The 17,678-nt window shown below is 40.2% G+C and carries 14 protein-coding genes; 7 read left to right on the top strand and 7 right to left on the bottom strand.

The features are described from left to right. Window positions 1-16 precede the first annotated feature (16 nt). The 5 genes from F0364_RS12330 to F0364_RS12310 all read right to left on the bottom strand — a co-directional run bounded on the left by F0364_RS12330 (window position 17) and on the right by F0364_RS12310 (window position 6,269). Window positions 17-163 (bottom strand): hypothetical protein, encoded by a 147-nt coding sequence (locus F0364_RS12330; RefSeq protein ID WP_153798094.1) that lies wholly within the window; start codon window positions 161-163, stop codon window positions 17-19. 326 nt (window positions 164-489) lie between these two features. After that, complete coding sequence (locus F0364_RS12325; protein ID WP_153798093.1) at window positions 490-1,656, bottom strand: hypothetical protein; 1,167 nt, start codon at window positions 1,654-1,656, stop codon at window positions 490-492. 11 nt (window positions 1,657-1,667) lie between these two features. After that, window positions 1,668-3,881 carry a hypothetical protein gene (locus tag F0364_RS12320; protein WP_153798092.1) on the bottom strand — a complete coding sequence of 738 codons (2,214 nt, stop codon included), beginning with the start codon at window positions 3,879-3,881 and terminating at the stop codon, window positions 1,668-1,670. Window positions 3,882-3,884: 3 nt separating this feature from the next. Beyond that, a complete protein-coding gene (locus tag F0364_RS12315) occupies window positions 3,885-4,715 on the bottom strand; it encodes a hypothetical protein (RefSeq protein WP_153798091.1) in 831 nt (276 codons plus the stop codon). Between the two features lie 951 nt (window positions 4,716-5,666). Beyond that, the gene (locus F0364_RS12310) at window positions 5,667-6,269 is read right to left on the bottom strand and encodes a hypothetical protein (protein ID WP_153798090.1); all 603 of its coding nucleotides are present in this window, start codon (window positions 6,267-6,269) and stop codon (window positions 5,667-5,669) included. A 611-nt stretch (window positions 6,270-6,880) separates the two neighbouring features. Here F0364_RS12310 and F0364_RS12305 point away from each other — a divergent pair. Then, window positions 6,881-7,453 carry a hypothetical protein gene (locus F0364_RS12305; protein ID WP_153798089.1) on the top strand — a complete coding sequence of 191 codons (573 nt, stop codon included), beginning with the start codon at window positions 6,881-6,883 and terminating at the stop codon, window positions 7,451-7,453. Between the two features lie 557 nt (window positions 7,454-8,010). On the opposite strand, the gene F0364_RS12300 is transcribed toward F0364_RS12305, so the two are convergent. Together F0364_RS12300 and F0364_RS12295 are read right to left on the bottom strand one after the other, a co-directional pair. Continuing rightward, window positions 8,011-9,015, bottom strand: coding sequence for a glycosyltransferase family 4 protein (locus tag F0364_RS12300; RefSeq protein WP_153798088.1), 1,005 nt, complete (start codon window positions 9,013-9,015; stop codon window positions 8,011-8,013). A 1-nt stretch (window position 9,016) separates the two neighbouring features. Next, a complete protein-coding gene (locus tag F0364_RS12295) occupies window positions 9,017-9,964 on the bottom strand; it encodes an NAD-dependent epimerase/dehydratase family protein (RefSeq protein WP_153798087.1) in 948 nt (315 codons plus the stop codon). A 158-nt stretch (window positions 9,965-10,122) separates the two neighbouring features. On the opposite strand from F0364_RS12295, the gene F0364_RS12290 reads away from it, so the two are divergent. The 6 genes from F0364_RS12290 to F0364_RS12265 all read left to right on the top strand — a co-directional run bounded on the left by F0364_RS12290 (window position 10,123) and on the right by F0364_RS12265 (window position 16,668). Beyond that, entirely contained in the window at window positions 10,123-10,980 is an 858-nt protein-coding gene (locus F0364_RS12290; RefSeq protein ID WP_153798086.1) for a polysaccharide deacetylase family protein, read from the top strand. Between the two features lie 125 nt (window positions 10,981-11,105). After that, window positions 11,106-11,669 carry a Crp/Fnr family transcriptional regulator gene (locus F0364_RS12285; protein WP_153798085.1) on the top strand — a complete coding sequence of 188 codons (564 nt, stop codon included), beginning with the start codon at window positions 11,106-11,108 and terminating at the stop codon, window positions 11,667-11,669. A 112-nt stretch (window positions 11,670-11,781) separates the two neighbouring features. Beyond that, window positions 11,782-12,174: a RidA family protein gene (locus F0364_RS12280; RefSeq protein ID WP_153798084.1), complete on the top strand. Its 393-nt coding sequence runs from the start codon at window positions 11,782-11,784 to the stop codon at window positions 12,172-12,174. A gap of 574 nt (window positions 12,175-12,748) precedes the next feature. Beyond that, window positions 12,749-14,281 carry a matrixin family metalloprotease gene (locus F0364_RS12275; RefSeq protein ID WP_153798083.1) on the top strand — a complete coding sequence of 511 codons (1,533 nt, stop codon included), beginning with the start codon at window positions 12,749-12,751 and terminating at the stop codon, window positions 14,279-14,281. A gap of 355 nt (window positions 14,282-14,636) precedes the next feature. Then, window positions 14,637-15,146: a hypothetical protein gene (locus tag F0364_RS12270; RefSeq protein ID WP_153798082.1), complete on the top strand. Its 510-nt coding sequence runs from the start codon at window positions 14,637-14,639 to the stop codon at window positions 15,144-15,146. 316 nt (window positions 15,147-15,462) lie between these two features. Then, a complete protein-coding gene (locus F0364_RS12265; RefSeq protein WP_153798081.1) occupies window positions 15,463-16,668 on the top strand; it encodes a metallophosphoesterase in 1,206 nt (401 codons plus the stop codon). The last annotated feature ends 1,010 nt before the right edge of the window (window positions 16,669-17,678 follow it).

Genomic DNA, 17,678 nt, shown 5'->3' with positions numbered 1-17,678 from the left:
ATTCCGCTGTTGCAAGTTATTTGGTCAGTTCAATATCCATCAACTCCATGTAATTGGTAATGGCGTAAATTCCCTGCTGCCCGGTGAAGTAATATTTCGCAGAGCTGTGAAGATAATTCTCTGGCAGGCGTGTAAGCAGGTTTTCTCCTTTGCAGGCATTCATGTGCATGTAATTGAGTTTCTGTTGTATGAAAGCCTGGGTACGGCATTCTTTCCATTAAAACGAAGGTTCAAAAACGATTTGTAAACATTATAGCTGTTGGTTAACTGAAAAAAGGGTATCCATTACGCACAGGTGAAAGTGACAAAAAAGCCATCTGTTTCGGGTATAGATTTTAGTACACTCATAACTCCAAGATAGTAAACCTATGATTGTGGCAGAGCGGCATTTTCTTACTAATGGGCATTTGTGTTTTCCCTGCTGAAAAGTCCCTGGCAGGAGACTTTGCGGAGAAGTTCTTTAATGTACACTGTGCGGGGAAAAAAATTTTATTCAGAAGTTTTTTTGTACCAATTAATTGTGAGGCCAGCGTTTACACCCCACATGTACAAACGAGTGGCCAATTGCCCATGGTTAATTGGCGTCCAATCCCACATATAAAATGGCATTAAATTAAAATTAATCCTATCATACCGATGGCCTAGTGTGATTCCAATACCCAGTTTGTTGGTAAACCTAAAACCTTTTTCCATGGTATTGGGTAAGCCAGTCTTTTCATCATTGATCCAATATTTGTCGGCATAACTGCCATATATGCCTGCTGCTATTAAAAGATGCAAAAAACTACTGTCTTTTGCAGTAGAATACATATAGCCAACGCCAAAACTCTTAGAACTTATCTTATATCTGTGTATTACTAAAGGTGTATCAGGGAGGCCACTGTTCCAATTAACTGAGTGGTACCTCGACTCAAAGCCCAGAGAAGTGTACATTCCTTCAGCATACGCCATGTGCCTTTGATTTATTCTATATCCAACTGTCAGGCTGCCTCCCCAAACAGAAATATTACGCTCTTCCTGTTCTCTTGTAGTGAGCGACCCGGTATTTGAAAAAAAAGCAGTGTCAACAGTAATTCTGTTTCCCGAAAAACCACCAATAATGTTTATAGAGCCAAACCAACCATACCACGATGTTGCTGTTTCTATTGGCTCTGGCATTTTATCAGGAAGAGAGTTTATATATTCCTCCAAAATTTCGCAATCAACATCGATTGAATCGTTCTCTATATTTGTAGCCTTAACATTTTCCTCCTTTACCGAACCTGGTAAATTATTTAGAATATTCAAGATATCAATTTTGTCATTTTTCTGTTTAAGCGTTGAAGTTACAATAATAGCCCCCTTTTTGTCGAAGTACTTCACTTTATCAATTATTAGCCTGCATATAATATCTTGTTTATTAAGTGATTCAATCCGGTTAAGTGAATCAATTTTTTTCTTCAACTCAGCTGAATCATACGTTACTTTTATTCTTTTTAAAGATATTTTTCTGCTGTATGATTTTATTTTTTCCAGTCCTTCTGACAATATAATAATTGTGTCGCTCCCCTTCTTATAAATACGGTGGTTCGCCCAATCTTCATTTTCCAATTGTTGTGCTTTTACTGTGATTGAGCACAGAGATAATATCACTACTGCTATTATTGCTTGTTTCATGGTTGTGCTTTTTAACGTGCAATAGTCCAGTTGTAAGCATAGCCTACCTGTAGTTGCGAGAAAGAAGTATTCGCGTCCCCGAATTGTGTGTAAAAGCGCCATCGCATAAATAAATTAGAACTGCGATTTTTATCCGGGGCTATTTTCACAGATATTTCATACTGATTGGATAGCTTTGCTTTTTTTTCAAGCGGAAAAAACGTTGTAACATCCGACTTCTCATAACTCATCACTTGCTTGTACTGGTTATTGCTATACAGATTTGTATTGTTAAGTTGCCAAGATAGTTTTGGCGTAATCCGGCTTTCCGGAAAAAATTCAATTGATATTTTGGGGAATTGAAAAATTAGAAAATACGCGTCAAGTTTTTTAGCAAATGGTTCAATGGGTTCACCAGAGGGCAGCAGCACGGTATCAGAAATACTGGTGTGGCCATATTTTAAACCAAAATCAAGATAAGCAGTAAATTTGTAATCAGGTTTATCAAAAAGCATCATGCCCACGTTTACGCCTATGGAGTGGTTTTGGTAACGCATAAAATCGAGGTTGGTGGCGTAGTATGGCGAAATGAGATTATTGTTAACATCCCTTACGTTGGCGTTTTTTAAAACCAGGTCTCTGTTATTCTGTTCAATTTTAGTAAGAGAACCAAATATATCCAGATAATTAAAAAAGCCAAAATCTGAGCGTGCTTTGCCAGCCTGTACCCTGGCAGTATTAATATTAAAGCGTTTGCTTACTTCAATTTGCACCAGGCCTTCCGGGTTGTTCTTGTGTATGCCTCTTAAATCGACATACATTTTTGCGTCAATAATGTTGATGTATTTTTCTTTACGCAAAACTATCTCAGGTGTTTCTGCAGGTATAATGGTAAAGGCAGTGTCGGCGGGGCTGTAATCACGGGTAAAGTTGTTAAGCCTGTTGTCGTAATTCCTGAAAATATCGCTTAGGTATATATACCACCCATCGTTATCTCTTTTACCGTTACGTACATAAAGCCGGGTGTCTGCTATACGCCGGTAATTGTTCACTGATGAAAAACCAACAGCATAAATACTTTCAAAAATATATTCACTGCTGCCTATTGAAAGCCATACTTTGACAGCCTCAATAAAACCACGCTCAAATTGAAGTTCTATTTTGTTAATTTTTTTATATACAGGAGCGCCTTTTGTCAATTCAATTTTTTTGGTTTCGTATAATTGCGCTATAGAATCCTTTTTCGAATAAGCAGTGTCTCTTTTATCAGCAAGGCGCTTATATATTTCATTAAAATTAGGGCTAGATGTGTCTTTTTTCTCATTTTCATTAAAATCTGGGTTTGTTCTCGTGTAATATACCAAATCTGGTATCTGCTTAATTCCATTTCCCAGCGCCTTACTTATTTTTCCCTTATGGCTTTTAAGTACTCTCAACAGTTCAGATAAACAAGCCGAATATTTTGCGTTATATTTTGTATCTGAAACAGATGAAGTATCTTTCAGAATGGCAATACACTCCCTTGAATACCTGGTAAAGTAATACTTGTATTTAAGAGAATCAAGAATAAATATAATAGGTATAAAATCCTTCTCCCTTCTATCTTCTCCCGGTCTTTTTACAGTCAGCATTTCTGTAAACAAATCGATTTTTTGACCCAAATTAGCCGCATCATTTTTTAGTTCAGTTTCCAAAGAATCCTGCGAATTTCTTGCAGAAGCTTCGATATCAATAATACTATTGCTTGTAGTGTCAGATCTTTCCCGTCTTTGTATATAAGTAAGGCGGTTTATCGCTTTTTCGTTATTTTGAACATTAAATAATAATAAGCCTCTGCTAAATTGCAGGATACCCGCTTCTGGAGCGTCTCCGGTGGTGTTCTTAATGCTCCATATCAATTGATAAACTTTGTAAAGAGAAATCATTTTGGGTGACTTACGCTTGGGGAATATTGATTTGCATTTAGTGGTAAATTTTTCTTCAAACACATCAAAGCTCAACTGCTTGTTTAAAGTAAAATCAGCTTGATCTTTTTTTTCTTTGCCAAGAAAAATTGAATAAAAAGCATCATCAGTTTTTGAATCGTCATATTCGCATTTTACATGCAGGGGCAACGCGCCACTTGTATCACCGAACTCAATACTATAATCCGCCTCCCTGGTAATTTTTTCATGCGTAGTAGCAGTTTGTGAACAAGCTGTACTGCTGGCTACGGCAATAAGTATGAACAATAAATATTTTTTCATGGGTTATTGTTTTTTAAGCTTTAAAAGAATTGAGTCAGTAAAAGACGGGGTGGCAGGTATGGGTTGCCTGCTGGCTAAAGGAAAACCCAATTTAATATTGCCGCCTGACTGGTTAAAATAACCTAGGGTAACACTTGTAGTGGATGAAAACACACCGCTATTGTACATTAAAAACTGCCCACCGTTAAAGAAACTTGTATCGCCAAGTTTGCCTTCAATATTATAAGCACTCTCGCCAAGGCTCATCCTGAATACTGATTGCCCGTCTGCAAATACTACTCCTCTAGCCGAACCTGTTGAATATTGTGCGTTAGTAGTGTTTAAGTATTGTACAGATTCCCCATCATACACATCTGACAACTGGGAAAATTTATTTTGGAATGAAACTATTCCTGCAACTATTTGTGCAGTTCGCAATAAAACGCCCCTGAATGGCAGCGTTATTGAATCAGCTTTATTGGTTTCTAGCTGCGAAATGATATAAGTATATTGGTTTTGGCAGCTGTTAATAGATGGCGCCCCATCGCACATTTCAATATATACCTTGCAAGTGTTCATAGCCTCGCTGGTAAGATTAATGGCTTTAACTGTAATTATCCTGTCCACGTTATTAAAAGTATCTTGTCTCAATTCAATCCGTACAATACCGGTGTTGCCATACAGGCAGGTAATGCTTGTATCAAATATGCTGTTTTTAAGCGGGGGCAGTTCCAGAGAGTTTTTGTTGCAGGCTATAAAGAATAACAATAATGATGCGATAATAATGATGGCTTTGCTCATAAAAGAAACATTTTGGTAATAGCCTGCATTGTTTGTCATAAACAAACCATTCATGCAGACCGAAACTAATATTTATAAGTTCTGGGTGGTACGCATCCTTTGATTGGTAGCTGCAATAGGAAAAGGATTTATTCGTCTGCCAGCATAGCAGCAAACTCTTTGGTAGCCTTTTTTCGTACTAAGAGCAAGAAAAGCTTAATAACAACATTGCAAGTAGCCTCGTCACTGGTTGATTGTTCGCAATTAACGCAATACGCTGATTTCTGTTTGCGTCTATTTACGTACGGTCCTCATTCTATGCAAATACAAAATACCCTTGTTTTGCTTTAGGAATATTTGCTATTTCAATTTTGCTTAACGCCATAAAGCCGTACTCGCTCTCACTTTCACAATCATTAGTTGAGCCGGATTCACCTGAATAAGATACATAACGAGGGTTTTAAACATATTCTTTACCAAATTGGGTAAATCCACCATTGATTCGTCATCTCACTTAAGGGTTTAAAAAGTTCAGGCTGATTTAAATCTAATATAAAGAGTAGTTATTGCATTGTCAATAGTCCTTTAGAAAAAGTATAAAGATTTAAAGACTGGCTTCCTTGCCCCACCAAGTTTCTTGCGAAAGACTTAGCAAAAAATTTTAATCGTTGGTGTTCTTATGCCGCCGTTGATGTTGATGCGACGGATGCCTAGGCCAGTGTTTATAAACTTCTTTAGTATACAAAGCCCATGCCTCAGTCTTACGCTGACGTTTTGGTTTCATTTGCTATTCTTAGGCGAACGGGAGAAACCTGTTACCGCCATCGTGCCAATTAAACTACGTTATGTAGAGCCAATGATTTGTCTCATAAATTTATTTGATTAGGTCAACATCCATCAATTTCATATAACTATTGACAAGATAAGTTCCCTGCCCTTTGGCCGGTAAAATAAAACCTTAAGAACTGTCCGCGTAATTTTCAGGTAATCCCGCCGGTTTGACCTTTACAGGCATTCATGTGTGTCTCATTTGATAGGCTCATTATTGCTTATCCTCCTTCGAAGAATTTGACCCGAAATTTTACCAATGGTTTCTGCCACATCTTTACCTAACTGCTGTCCAGAAATATGATAATAACCCCTTATATGACAATACTCATGAATAAGATGTGCTGCATATTTAGCTGTTACAAATAGTCCAGGGCTACCATTTCTAAGGTACCATGTTCTGGTCGTTATGGTGTACCCCCCTTCAGATGAGAATCCGATATTAGGACTTCTGTCAAGCAATCTTTGTAAACGAGGAAGCGGAACAATGAATATATTTATGAGAGTATCGTTGTATCTAAATAAGGAATCTAAAACTCTTTGACCTTCAATATATGAATGGCATGAATTAACAGCTCTGCTAGGTAAATTAGAGCACTTAAATTTACATTTCATTACAGAATCTTTAAACTCGGTTGTCGATAGAATAAAGCTTGCAATTTTGAGTGCTTCAACCGTTGAATCTTTGAAATTTCCCAAACTGCTAGAATATGTGCCAAGCCTCAATGATAGTTGAGCTTTAACTGTAACTGGCAAAAATAAAATTAGCCGTAGCAATAAACTCAGTAATGCATTTTTCATAATAGCATATAAAGATTATGCAAAAAAACTCAATAAAAAAAGTTCTGCAAAGGGTTTTTTAACCCTATTTCGTTTCCTCCCGTTCACCGAAGAATGCCAAAAGAAAACCAAAACGTCTGTGCATGACTGAGGCGAAGTTTTGAGCCAGGCGTCTTGTGGGGAAAGCTTACAAGGCTTAAGATGCCAACACCGCCAAGCTACCTCGCCGTCGTTGGTGTTGATGCACCACGGATGCCCAGGCAGGTGCCTCGCCGTCGTTGGTGTTAATGCGGCACGGATGCCCAGGCAGGTGTTGTCACCTGCCTGCGTAATTTTGAGGGAGGACTTCCTACAGACTAATTGAACAACACTCCTACCCTGCGGGAAAAGCCGCGTAGCGAATCAAACCGCACAAGAGTGCGACGCAACTAAAGTTAAATTCATGTCCTCCTGCCTGGCCCATTAAAATCCCTCCTAATAAAAACATCTACTCTCCCAAACCACTAAACTGCCCTTAGATAGCAGCCAGTATTTTTTAAAACCCAGCATCCGTTTGCAATATTTTGTTTGCGAAAATTTGCAAACGTAAATTTGCAAACAATTTTTCCTAAATATTATTTTATCCGATACCAATGAACCGAAAAAAGAGGCCGCTGACGCAACGAAAACTGGCGGAATTTCTGCTGGTTAGCCATGGCCATATTTCCATGCACAAGAGTGGTACACGTGGTTTACCCAGTGCGGCCCGTGAAAGACTTGCCCGTTTGGAGGTTGCCCTGGTGAAAAACGATGGCATTCCCTCTGCCACCGCCGCTAAAGAGCTACAGAAAATAACGGCCAAAGACAAAGAGACACTGGAAAATGAATGCATTGAAATAAACTATCAAATTCATTTGATAAACAGGAAACTGGAAAAGGTTATTCAAAAATACGAACATGCATCGCAGGTACTGCATGCTATACCTGCCATGCTGAAAAACCTGGCCCCTGGTGAAATCGGCGAATTTGAAGAAAAATGGCTGTTGGTTAATGAATCTGACCAGCTAAAAAACTGGCTGCTAACAGTTTGGGCACTCAACAGTTACTGCTGGTACGCAAAGCCGGACTGGAAAAACAGTTATCAGCTTTACAATCACTTTTATCTTCCTCTACAGAAAAAGAGCATTAAAGAGCAATCAGGCAAAAAAAGGCCAGGTTCCGGTTAACCAAGCTGTAAAAAAGCAAGCTTATTTTTAAAAGTAGTCCGGGGAACCTGGTTAGATAAATGATAAAAAGTTGTTGGGCTATATTTTTTTAAAGAACGCACATCAACAATCTGAGCAATTATCAGCAACCAAGCGCTCCCGTTCTACCAGGAATGTCAAATGAAAAACAAAACGCTGGCGCAAGACTAAAGCGTGGGTTCTGAGACAGGCGTTTTTGCAGGTTCCCGGCAAAGCTTAAGTTGCTAACGCTACTATTCCAAAGCAGCAATCTTAAGCCAGCATTACAACCCTACCCTGCGGGAAAAGTTGCGCAGCGTATCCAACAGTACAAGAGTGCGACCCCGAGTTCCGCTTCGCTCGTCGGGGCAGGCGCAACGATGCCTCATACCTGTTCCGTCGCCGGGCCCATAAAAATTCACCTTCTTTCAGTAATCTCATGCATCAACGGTAAGTTTGGATTAGTTATGTATACCTACCAAAGTATTCAAAGAGTTTAGCGTAGCTTTTCTTCGGGTTTGTTATAAAAGCCAGACTTTCATCTGAGTGTACAGAATATGCTAATGATTGGCTTGTTTTATTGATCTAAAACTACTCAAGCGAAAACAGAAAGCAATTGTTAACAAGCCGACTACAGTTGTGTATATCAAAAAAACATTCTTATCCAAAACAGCTTTGAATAGTATTGCCGAAGACCACATTATTGCAAAAAAATATAAGCAAAGGGCAACAGTTGCTTCACTATATCCTTTTCGTGCCATTCTGTGTGAGAGATGGTCTTTGCCGCCCTGGAAAATACTAACTCCTGATTTTATCCTTGATAAAACCACAAACAAGGTGTCGGTTATTGGCAATGCCAATAAAATAAGAGCGGTTGTAAACTGTTCGGCTGGTGAAACTGCTACGGCCCTGACTGTCAAAATACTAAGAAATGACATGTGATATCCAAGTAACAGGCTGCCTGAATCTCCCATAAAAATACTAGCTGGTTTAAAATTGAAAGCAAGAAAGCCAATGCATGCCCCCATACAGCAAAATGAAATTAAGGCCGCTAAATTCAAATGCAGCGTTAGTAACACAATGCCACATATACCCGCAATGATGGCCGATACCCCCGCAGCTACTCCGTCCATATTATCCAAAAGGTTAATTGAATTAGTAATCAGCACAGTCCAGAAGAGCGTGGATAGGCAGTCTGTAATGTAAAAGCCGGTTTCAAATGTAGTTTCAGACAAAACCAAAAAGCTGCCAGCCAGGAGTTGGCCAAAGATTTTAAATAAGGGGCTTTTATCTTTAATATCATCCCATAGCCCCGTTGTGAAAGAGGTAAGGCTTCCTCCCAGAAGCAGCCAGGATATTTCTTCACTCAATACAAAATACGATGTTGTTGAGGCTATGAATATCCCCACTCCGCCCAAAAGCGGTATGGGCTTCCGATGCCACCTGGCCTGGTTGACTATGGCCACCATCTTGAGACGTTTTGCCAATCGGATGACGAGTGGGGTGACCAGCAAAGCAATAGCGGCAGCCAGCAGAAAAGGTTGTAGTAATGAAAAAACGTTCATATCACCTCGCAATTTTCTTTGAAAAAATTTTATGCCTGATAATTTTTTCAATACCTCTTTCAACCGGTATAAGTTCTTTTGCTAAGGCATGTTTCATTTTGGTGTTGTCTGGTAACCTGCGAAATGTATCTCCCTGTTTTAGCGGTGGTTTTACAACAATTTCAGAACTGGACCCCGCAGCTTGTATAATCATTTTTGCGACGCGGTAAATCGAAACTTCATCATTGCTGCCTATATTGACTACATCGTTTACGTAAATTTCTTTTTTGAAAATGTTGTAACATGCCTGTGCGTTGTCTGATACATAACAAAATGTCCTTGTTTGACTGCCATCGCCATAGAGAAATAATGTTTGATGATTCAACGCGGCCTCCACAAACCTGGGAATGACAAAGTCAGTGGATTGCCGGGGACCATATGTATTAAAAAACCTGAAAATGGTGTACTCAAGGCCATATAATTGATGATAGGCCTTTAAGTAGGCTTCTCCTGTACTTTTCACGATTGCATATGGCAGCGTCGCATTTAAAGGCGTGGTGTTTTCGTTTTGTGGAAACTCACTTGCATGCCCATAAACTTCAGATGAGGATGCATAGTAAATTCGCTTAACGCCTGTTATTTTTGATAAATGAAGTATGTTTTTTATTCCGTCAATATCCTTCAGTACGGCCAAAGGCTTTGTAAGCGTCCTTTGTACCCCAACCACGGCCGCATAGTGAAAAACATACGTGAAATTATGCTGGCGCATAACTTTGGAAAGCTTTTCATAATTGTTAACGTCAATTTGAAAAAAACTTAACCGCTCTTGCGGAAAGGCAGGAAGGTTAGACATTTTTCCGGTAGAGAGATTATCAACAACGACTACAAAATTCATTGAGTCCTTGAGCAATAATTTTATGAACGCAGCTCCAATTTGACCTGCACCGCCAGTAACAAGAATTTTTACCATATTTTATAAGTTAGCAAACTAAGTATTTAGGGTTGCAGTTAACCGGCTGCATCGATATATTCCCTTTGATTTGAATATAATTTCTTTTTTTTACACGACATAATTTCAATACAAAAATTTTTAAAGTAAGGGAAATAATTACGGCTTACCCCAAAAAGATGAAAGCACAACTTAACATCATGACGGTTGACCTGGAAGAATGGTTTCACGCCTTCTATGAAGCTGATTCAGGCGCATGGGACAACCTGGAATCGAGGATTAACCGAAATACGGATTATATCCTGGACGTGTTTACAAAGCATGATGTTGGGGCGACGTTTTTTATAGTGGGGTGGATTGCAAGAAAATATCCGGAGCTGGTGAAAAGAATTGCTGGAGCGGGTTTTGATATCGGATCTCATTCGGATATGCACAAAGTTGCCTTTGGAATGAGTAAGCAAGGGTTTATGGAGGACGTAAAAAGGTCTGTCAGCACGCTGGAGGAAATTATCTGCTGCAAGGTGAAAAGCTACCGGGCTCCTTTCTTTTCCATTACTGAATCTGTCATTCAATACCTGGAAACTTTGCATCAACTTCAGATTGAAGTAGATTCATCCATCTGCCCCTGCAAAACTGTCTATTCAGGCTACCCAAATTTTCCCGAATATGGGCCGTGTTTTTTGGAAATAGATGGCTGGCAAATCAAAGAAATCCCTGTAAGCACTACGAGGTTTTTAGGGCAACGATTTATATACTCAGGAGGCGGTTATTTCAGACTACTGCCAGGCTGGCTAATTAAACGTTGCTTTCAATCAAAAAATTATAATCACAGCTATTTCCATCCCCGCGATTTTGACGTAGTTCAACCAGACTATCATGCGTCACTCGTTGACAATATCAAAAGAAAAATTGGCGTTTCAGGCGCAAGGCAAAAATTCGAAATGTTAGCTTCATTGTTACAGTTTACAGACATTCAATCAGCGAATAAATTAATTGATTGGTCTGAAGCTCCTGTCGTTAAGATATCGCCTAAGTAATATTACAGCGTGCTTAAGGTTGATAGAAACGAGGCAAAAGAGTTTCGCAAATTCTACAACGAGGCCCATAAAATTCCGCTCCATTCTCAGCAATCTCATGCATCAATGGTAAGTTTGTTTTAGTTATGTATATCCAACTCCGCAACCATATCGAAAAGATTGTACCACTTACAGACGATGAATTTGCGTTTGTCAGCAGTCATTTTACACTGAAGCATTTTAAGAAACACCAGTTTTTAGTGCAGGAGGGTGAGTTGGTGCCCTATAATTATTATATAGTTTCAGGGCTTACCAAACTGGTTTATACGGATGACGCTGCAAAACAACATATACTTGCTTTTGCCATGGAAGACTGGTGGGATAATGACTTTCAGGCTTACTACACCCGGACAAAAGCAACGCTTTCTTTAGAATGCCTTGAAGATACAATTGCCCTTTGCCTGTCGCTGGATGGTTACCATGCGTTGCGTACAGGCTTACCCAAAATAGAACACTTCTTTCTTGAAAAGGTTACACGTGGCTTTCTTGCTGCACAGCGCCGCATCCTTTCGCTGCTTACTACCAATGTACAGGAACGTTACAAACAGTTAATCAGTCAAAACCCCGCCTTATTACAGCGTGTTTCCAAGACTCAGTTGGCCGCTTATCTTGGCGTTTCCAGGGAGGCCCTGAGCAGAATAAGCTTTTAGTGATTTTACGCACAGCATAATCGTGACCAATGTCACAAGTGTAATTCATCGTTACCAGGGAACTTTGTACTGTTATCAAAAATCACAGTATTAACAACTAAAAATGTAAGCAATGGAAAAGCGGATCATCAACCCCTGGAAATGGCAGGACGAATTAAGCTATGTACAGGCTGTAGAAGTGAAAGAAGTAAAAGGAACATTGTACGTTGCCGGACAGGCCGCGGTACACGCAGATGGCACATCCAGCAACGCGGATATGCGTACCCAGCTTGGGTTGGCCATACAGAACCTGGAAACAGTAATAAACGAAGCGGGTTATGAATGTGGCAATATCGTAAGGCTGACGGTTTACACGACTTCCTCTGATGAGTTTATCAAAAACTGTTTTGATCTTTTTAAGGATTTCGTTGCAAAACACGGCATGAAGCAGGCGGTTACGCTGCTGCAGGTGGTAGCCCTGAATGAAACACTGAATGTTGAACTGGAAGCAACGGTAGTTAAATAGGACTTAAGCGTACTGCGGACTATGCTCTTCTAACTACCGATCCTAAGTAAAGCAAAAAATGTGAAATGTGTATTTCACATTTTTTGTGTAAAACTGCCGGCGTTTGGTGCTAACAAAGATGATTGCAATTGAGCACAGAGTAAGGATTAGCAGCAGTCCAAATGATTTTGCATTAAGACAATTTGATAAACTACAGCTCCTTGATTTACAAGTGTGAAAAGCAACAGAATTTTAGCATGGGGCGGCCCAGTTGCGCATAGCTAAACCCCTCGCCGTCGTTGGTGTTGATGCGCCACGGATGCCCAGGCAGGTGTTGTCACCTGCCTGCGTAATTTTAAGGGAGGACTTCCTGCAGACTAATTGGACAACACCACTACCCTGCGGGAAAAGCCGCGTAGCGAATCCAGCCGTACAAGAGTGCGACGCAACGATGCTTAATGCCTGGTCCGTTGCCGGGCCCATAAAAAAATTCGCGCCGCTAACCGGAGTGTTTAGCTTAAGTTCCCCTGATTTTTTTCCTTTTTCAAATGCATGGATTATCAAAGAAATCGTATTTTAGTTAAAAGCCTTAAACGTGCACAATTTCTGCCTTGCTGTTTTGTTTACAACGCTTACTTTTTCTTCAAATGCCCAAATAGTTTCGTGTATTGATAAAACTGTAGTAACCTCTCTTGGCGTTGGGGAAAGTGGCGTACTTGACGTAAATGCAAAATGGACCAACGCCTCTACACTAACCGTTCGTTTTCTTGGTGGCAGTTTGTACATTCAGCAAAAGATTAAACAGTATGCCCATGTGTGGGAAAATTATGCGAACATCCGGTTTAATTTTATTGAGTACGGAGATGCTGATATCCGTATCGGTTTCAACAGGGGAGGTTATTGGTCTTACGCCGGCACCCAGGCAAAGCGCATTAATCAAAATGAGCAAACCATGAATTATGAAGGTTTCAATGAAAATACCCGGGAAATTGAAATCAAAAGAGCGGTTCTTCATGAGTTTGGTCATGCACTTGGCTTACTTCACGAGCACAAATCTCCTTTAAGCCGCATACAATGGAACAAGCCTGCCGTGTATGCACATTATCTTCAAATGCAGAACTGGTCGCCACAGCAGGTAGATGAGCAGGTACTAAACCGCTACAGCGTCACTATGTCTAACAAGGACTATGATCCTGCTTCAATCATGCATTATCCCATAGATCCTGCCTTAACATTAAATGGTTATTCGGTAGGCTGGAATACAGATCTTTCGCCTGGTGATAAAAAACTTATCGGAGAAATGTATCCTTTTTCAACCACTACAACTTCAACAGGTGGCAATAATGCTTCAACTGTGTATTGCACACTTAAAAATATTACCCTGGACCATAATGTTTACATAGGAGGAAAATATGGCATGCGCATTAAAGGAACGTTCCAGGTTGATAATGCCCAGGGGCGCAGGTGCAAATTTGTTACCTGTTTCTATACATCGAATGGAACACCTTTGCGTGACTTTAATCAACAATATTATTCCAGCAATGGCAATGTAGCAGTTGGAAAGGATATCGTTCCCAATTACAGTTCAACCCTTTTTACCAATGAAGAATTATTCATTCCTTATGATGAACTGCACCTGCTTAACGGAAACCATAGCCTTAAAACCACCACATCTGTTTTTGATGACCAGAACAGGGAGATTGCGACAGGAGGAGCAGCTTATTTTACTTATCGTAACGGGCCGGTGTTTTCAGATATTGTGAATGTACAGTCTTTTGATAATACCAATTTCAAGCTGGTTGTAATGCCCAAATTCACTATTGAGAATGCGAGAAGTGAGCAGTTCTCCGTAGTTGCCTATTTTTATTTTGAAAATGAAACACCGGTTACTTATTATGATAACGGGCTGGGGCAATACAGGAATTTGTCTTTCAGCAGCGCATTCGCCCCGGGATATGATATTACAACTTACAACTACGGTTACTACAGTGACCTGTTTTTAAATGTTCCCTATAGTTATTTCCCATCGCCGGGAAGAAGAACTTTTTACAAGTACTTCACGGCTATTTTTAAAGATGGCCAACAGGTTGCCACCAGTAACTGGGCAACGTTTTACCTGGATAAATAATTATACAACTAATCTTACTTTGAGCGTATCGGGCAATAAAACAGGTAAAGGTTTTTTACAAGAGCACCGGCAACGGGCTTGTTAGCTGTGTAAGGCCACCATGGCTTGGTTAATGGCTTTTTGATGATAGTGGTAGTTGTATTTTTACTGCCTGTTGTTACCGGTTTTACATTACGTATTTTACTGTTAGCAACAGGCAATAAAAAACTTTATGAGCCCAACTGCATTGCTGCTATAAAACTTCGTTGCGTCGCACTCTTCTGCGCCTTGTACTTTTTTCAGCACATGCGGTAACCCTGCCAATGGGGTGGAGAGTAATATTTAAATATCTTTAACCGGTACAACTGCTTTTTCCATGAACAATCTTAAACCCAACGAAGAGCCCGGACTGCTGGATGAATTACTGGTTGAAACGCCACAAAAAGGAAAATTTTTTAACCTGTTAACCATCTCGCTGTTTGTATTTATAGCTGTTATCTTTTTGGATTGCCTGATAAACTTTTCACGCTTCTCCTTTAAAAAATTTGATTGGCAAATAGCTACCATCATGCTGCCATTACCCATTGTAGGGTTTGTCTTTCATTTGCTAAGCAAAAAGGCAGGATGGGTAATTAATCTTTTTTATTGTTTCCTCTTTTCATTGCTTGTAGGTTTTGCCCTTGTAAAATACGCTATCAAAAAAAGTGATATATCCATAGGAAGCAATTGGCAAGCCTATCTAATTTTAACCTCAGTTTCTGCATCAACTATACTTCTGCTGTCAAAACCAATGCGGCAATACTTCCGGGCAGGCAAATTACTTTTGATTACTACATTAGCCGCTTCAACCGGGCTAGCCATACTAATCTTAACTGCAGTAACGTGATGGTTGCTTAAATATAGCGCATAAACAAAGGCCCGTTGCGGAATTGTTACCTATAACTGATAAGTAAACTCTGGGAAGCATGAAATTTATCAGCCAGAATAAAATAAGTGGCATAAAAAGCACACTTACACCTCTGGCGGGAGATTTGCAGGTAAATAAATACAGGCAAAGAAAACCGCAGCCAGCCACTGAAGCAAAATTGTGCTACTCTAAAACAAAGCTTAAGCGGTAGCGGTAATATTATGCCCGGTATTCACAAAACATTTAAAATATCCGTAGCAGTTGTTCGTCTACCTTGTTAAAATGTTTTTGATATATGGCGAGACTTCCATTAATACTAGTACTCTTCCTGCTGGGCGACGTTTATTTTTACCAGGCTGTTGTTACACTTAATCACAATCCGCTGGTGCATGTAGGCTACTGGGTATTGGATATTTTACTTTTAGCCGGCATGATTTCCATTCCATTCATACGCAGGGCAGGCGATGGCGCCCAGCGTTTTATTGCCGTGCTTATCGGCGGCATGCTGCTTGTTTTTATTCCCAAACTGTTTGCATCCCCGGTGTTGTTGGCAGAGGATATCGGCCGTTTATTTCGTGGCTTCCCGGCAAGAAGTGTGTATGTAAGCGAAGCAACATTGGCATTAGCAGCAGTAATTTTCCTGGTTACGCTGTTCGGTTTAACAAGGGGAAGGCATTTTTACAGGGTGAGAAAGGAAACCATCTATTTTCCTGACCTGCCCGATGCCTTTGACGGTTTTACCATTACGCAATTGTCAGATGTACATTCCGGCAGCTTTAGCAATGCCAAAGGCGTACAAAAGGGGCTTGACCTGGTAAATACACAGAACAGCGACCTGCTTTTATTTACAGGCGACCTGGTGAACAATATGGCCTCAGAAATGGAGCCCTGGATACCCGGCTTTACAAAGCTGGCCGCCCCTTATGGCAAGTATTCCGTGTTGGGCAATCACGACTATGGCGACTACATACGATGGGAAAGTAAAGCAGCGCAGGAGGCCAACCTTACACGCCTCAAGGAGATACATGACGAGATGGGCTTTAAACTATTGCTTAATGAAGCAGTAACCATCAGCAAGCAGGGGCAAAGTATTGCATTGATTGGTGTGGAAAACTGGGGCAAAGGCGGCTTTCATAAATATGGCGATTTGAAAAGGGCTACCACAGATGTGCCCGACAACTCGTTTAAAATACTGATGTCGCACGACCCCTCTCACTGGGATAAAGTAACCGTAGACCATCATCAGCATGTGCACCTTACGCTGGCCGGGCATACCCACGGCATGCAGTTTGGCATTGAATTATTCGGGTTTAAATGGAGCCCTATAAAATACGTGTACAAGCAATGGGCCGGCCTTTACGAGCAGGGGGGTAAATACCTGTATGTAAACAGGGGCTTTGGTTTCCTTGGCCTTAAAGGCAGAATAGGTATGTGGCCGGAAATAGCCGTGCTTACTTTAAAACGGGGCGATACCGGTGACAGACTTCTCCCCCTTTCATAATTTCCTTGTGATGAATTATCTATAGAGCGATAGGTTTTTTATTCAACAGGCTTTGGTATTTCATAGTATCAATTGTTGTGTCACTCACTTGTACGGCTGGTTTTTTATGGCGACATTTAAGCGAAGAAAAAACTTAGCCAGGATACCTGATCATCAAATAAACAATAAACATTATAAACAACAACAACTGCCCCGTTACCTGACCTATAAACAAACGTTTTGAATATCTCTCGTGAAAATAAACTCTGGAGGAAAACAGATCAGTTAAAACAATTGAAATGTATCCGGACATAGTGGTTACAGCTACTGCATAGATTGCTAACCGGGTATAATGCCCGGTTTCTGTTATAGCGTTTTCACTTTCCACATCAATAGATGGAGCCCCAAGAAAAAACAAAAACAAAAAAAATAAACTCACCAGGTTATTAATAATGAGTAAAACCAAGTATGAATGCTTGTTGAACATAATTTAAAAAGTTTACACCTTATCTTAACGTGAGTTTGGGTATCGCACATACCTGTATTGAATAACCTTATTTCACTTTTTTGCCCCCGGAAAAAGTCCGGGACAGGCTTGACACAAAAAAGGCAACCGGAATGGGAGGTTGCGTAAAAAAAGTCAAGGAAGAAACGATATACAGCAGGTTTCTTCCGTTCGCCCTGATTAAGCTTTTGTACTACTGTTATTGCAGCTGTAGAATTTTATTATACAGCGCATACTAAACTTGATGGAGCTGTAAGGATAAATAATCCTGTCTGATTTTCATTTGTATATGTCTGAACAACAATATAAAAGATCCAAAGCTCACGTTATATTAAGCCAGTAGCACCCACCCTACCCTGTGGGAAAAGCTGCACAGCGAATCCAGCCGTACAAGTGAGTGACACAACCAAAGCTCAATAGTACCATCTACTGTCGGGTCAATAATACATCTTCCCGTTTTGCCATGGCAAAACAAAACGTTGTGCAGGCAATAAATAAACAGTTAACATAACCATTACCCAACAAA

The organism is Foetidibacter luteolus (genome assembly GCF_009650435.1).
Classification (GTDB): domain Bacteria; phylum Bacteroidota; class Bacteroidia; order Chitinophagales; family Chitinophagaceae; genus Foetidibacter; species Foetidibacter luteolus.
Note: the sequence above shows the minus strand (reverse complement) of the source record. Positions and strands in the feature narration are given on the sequence as shown.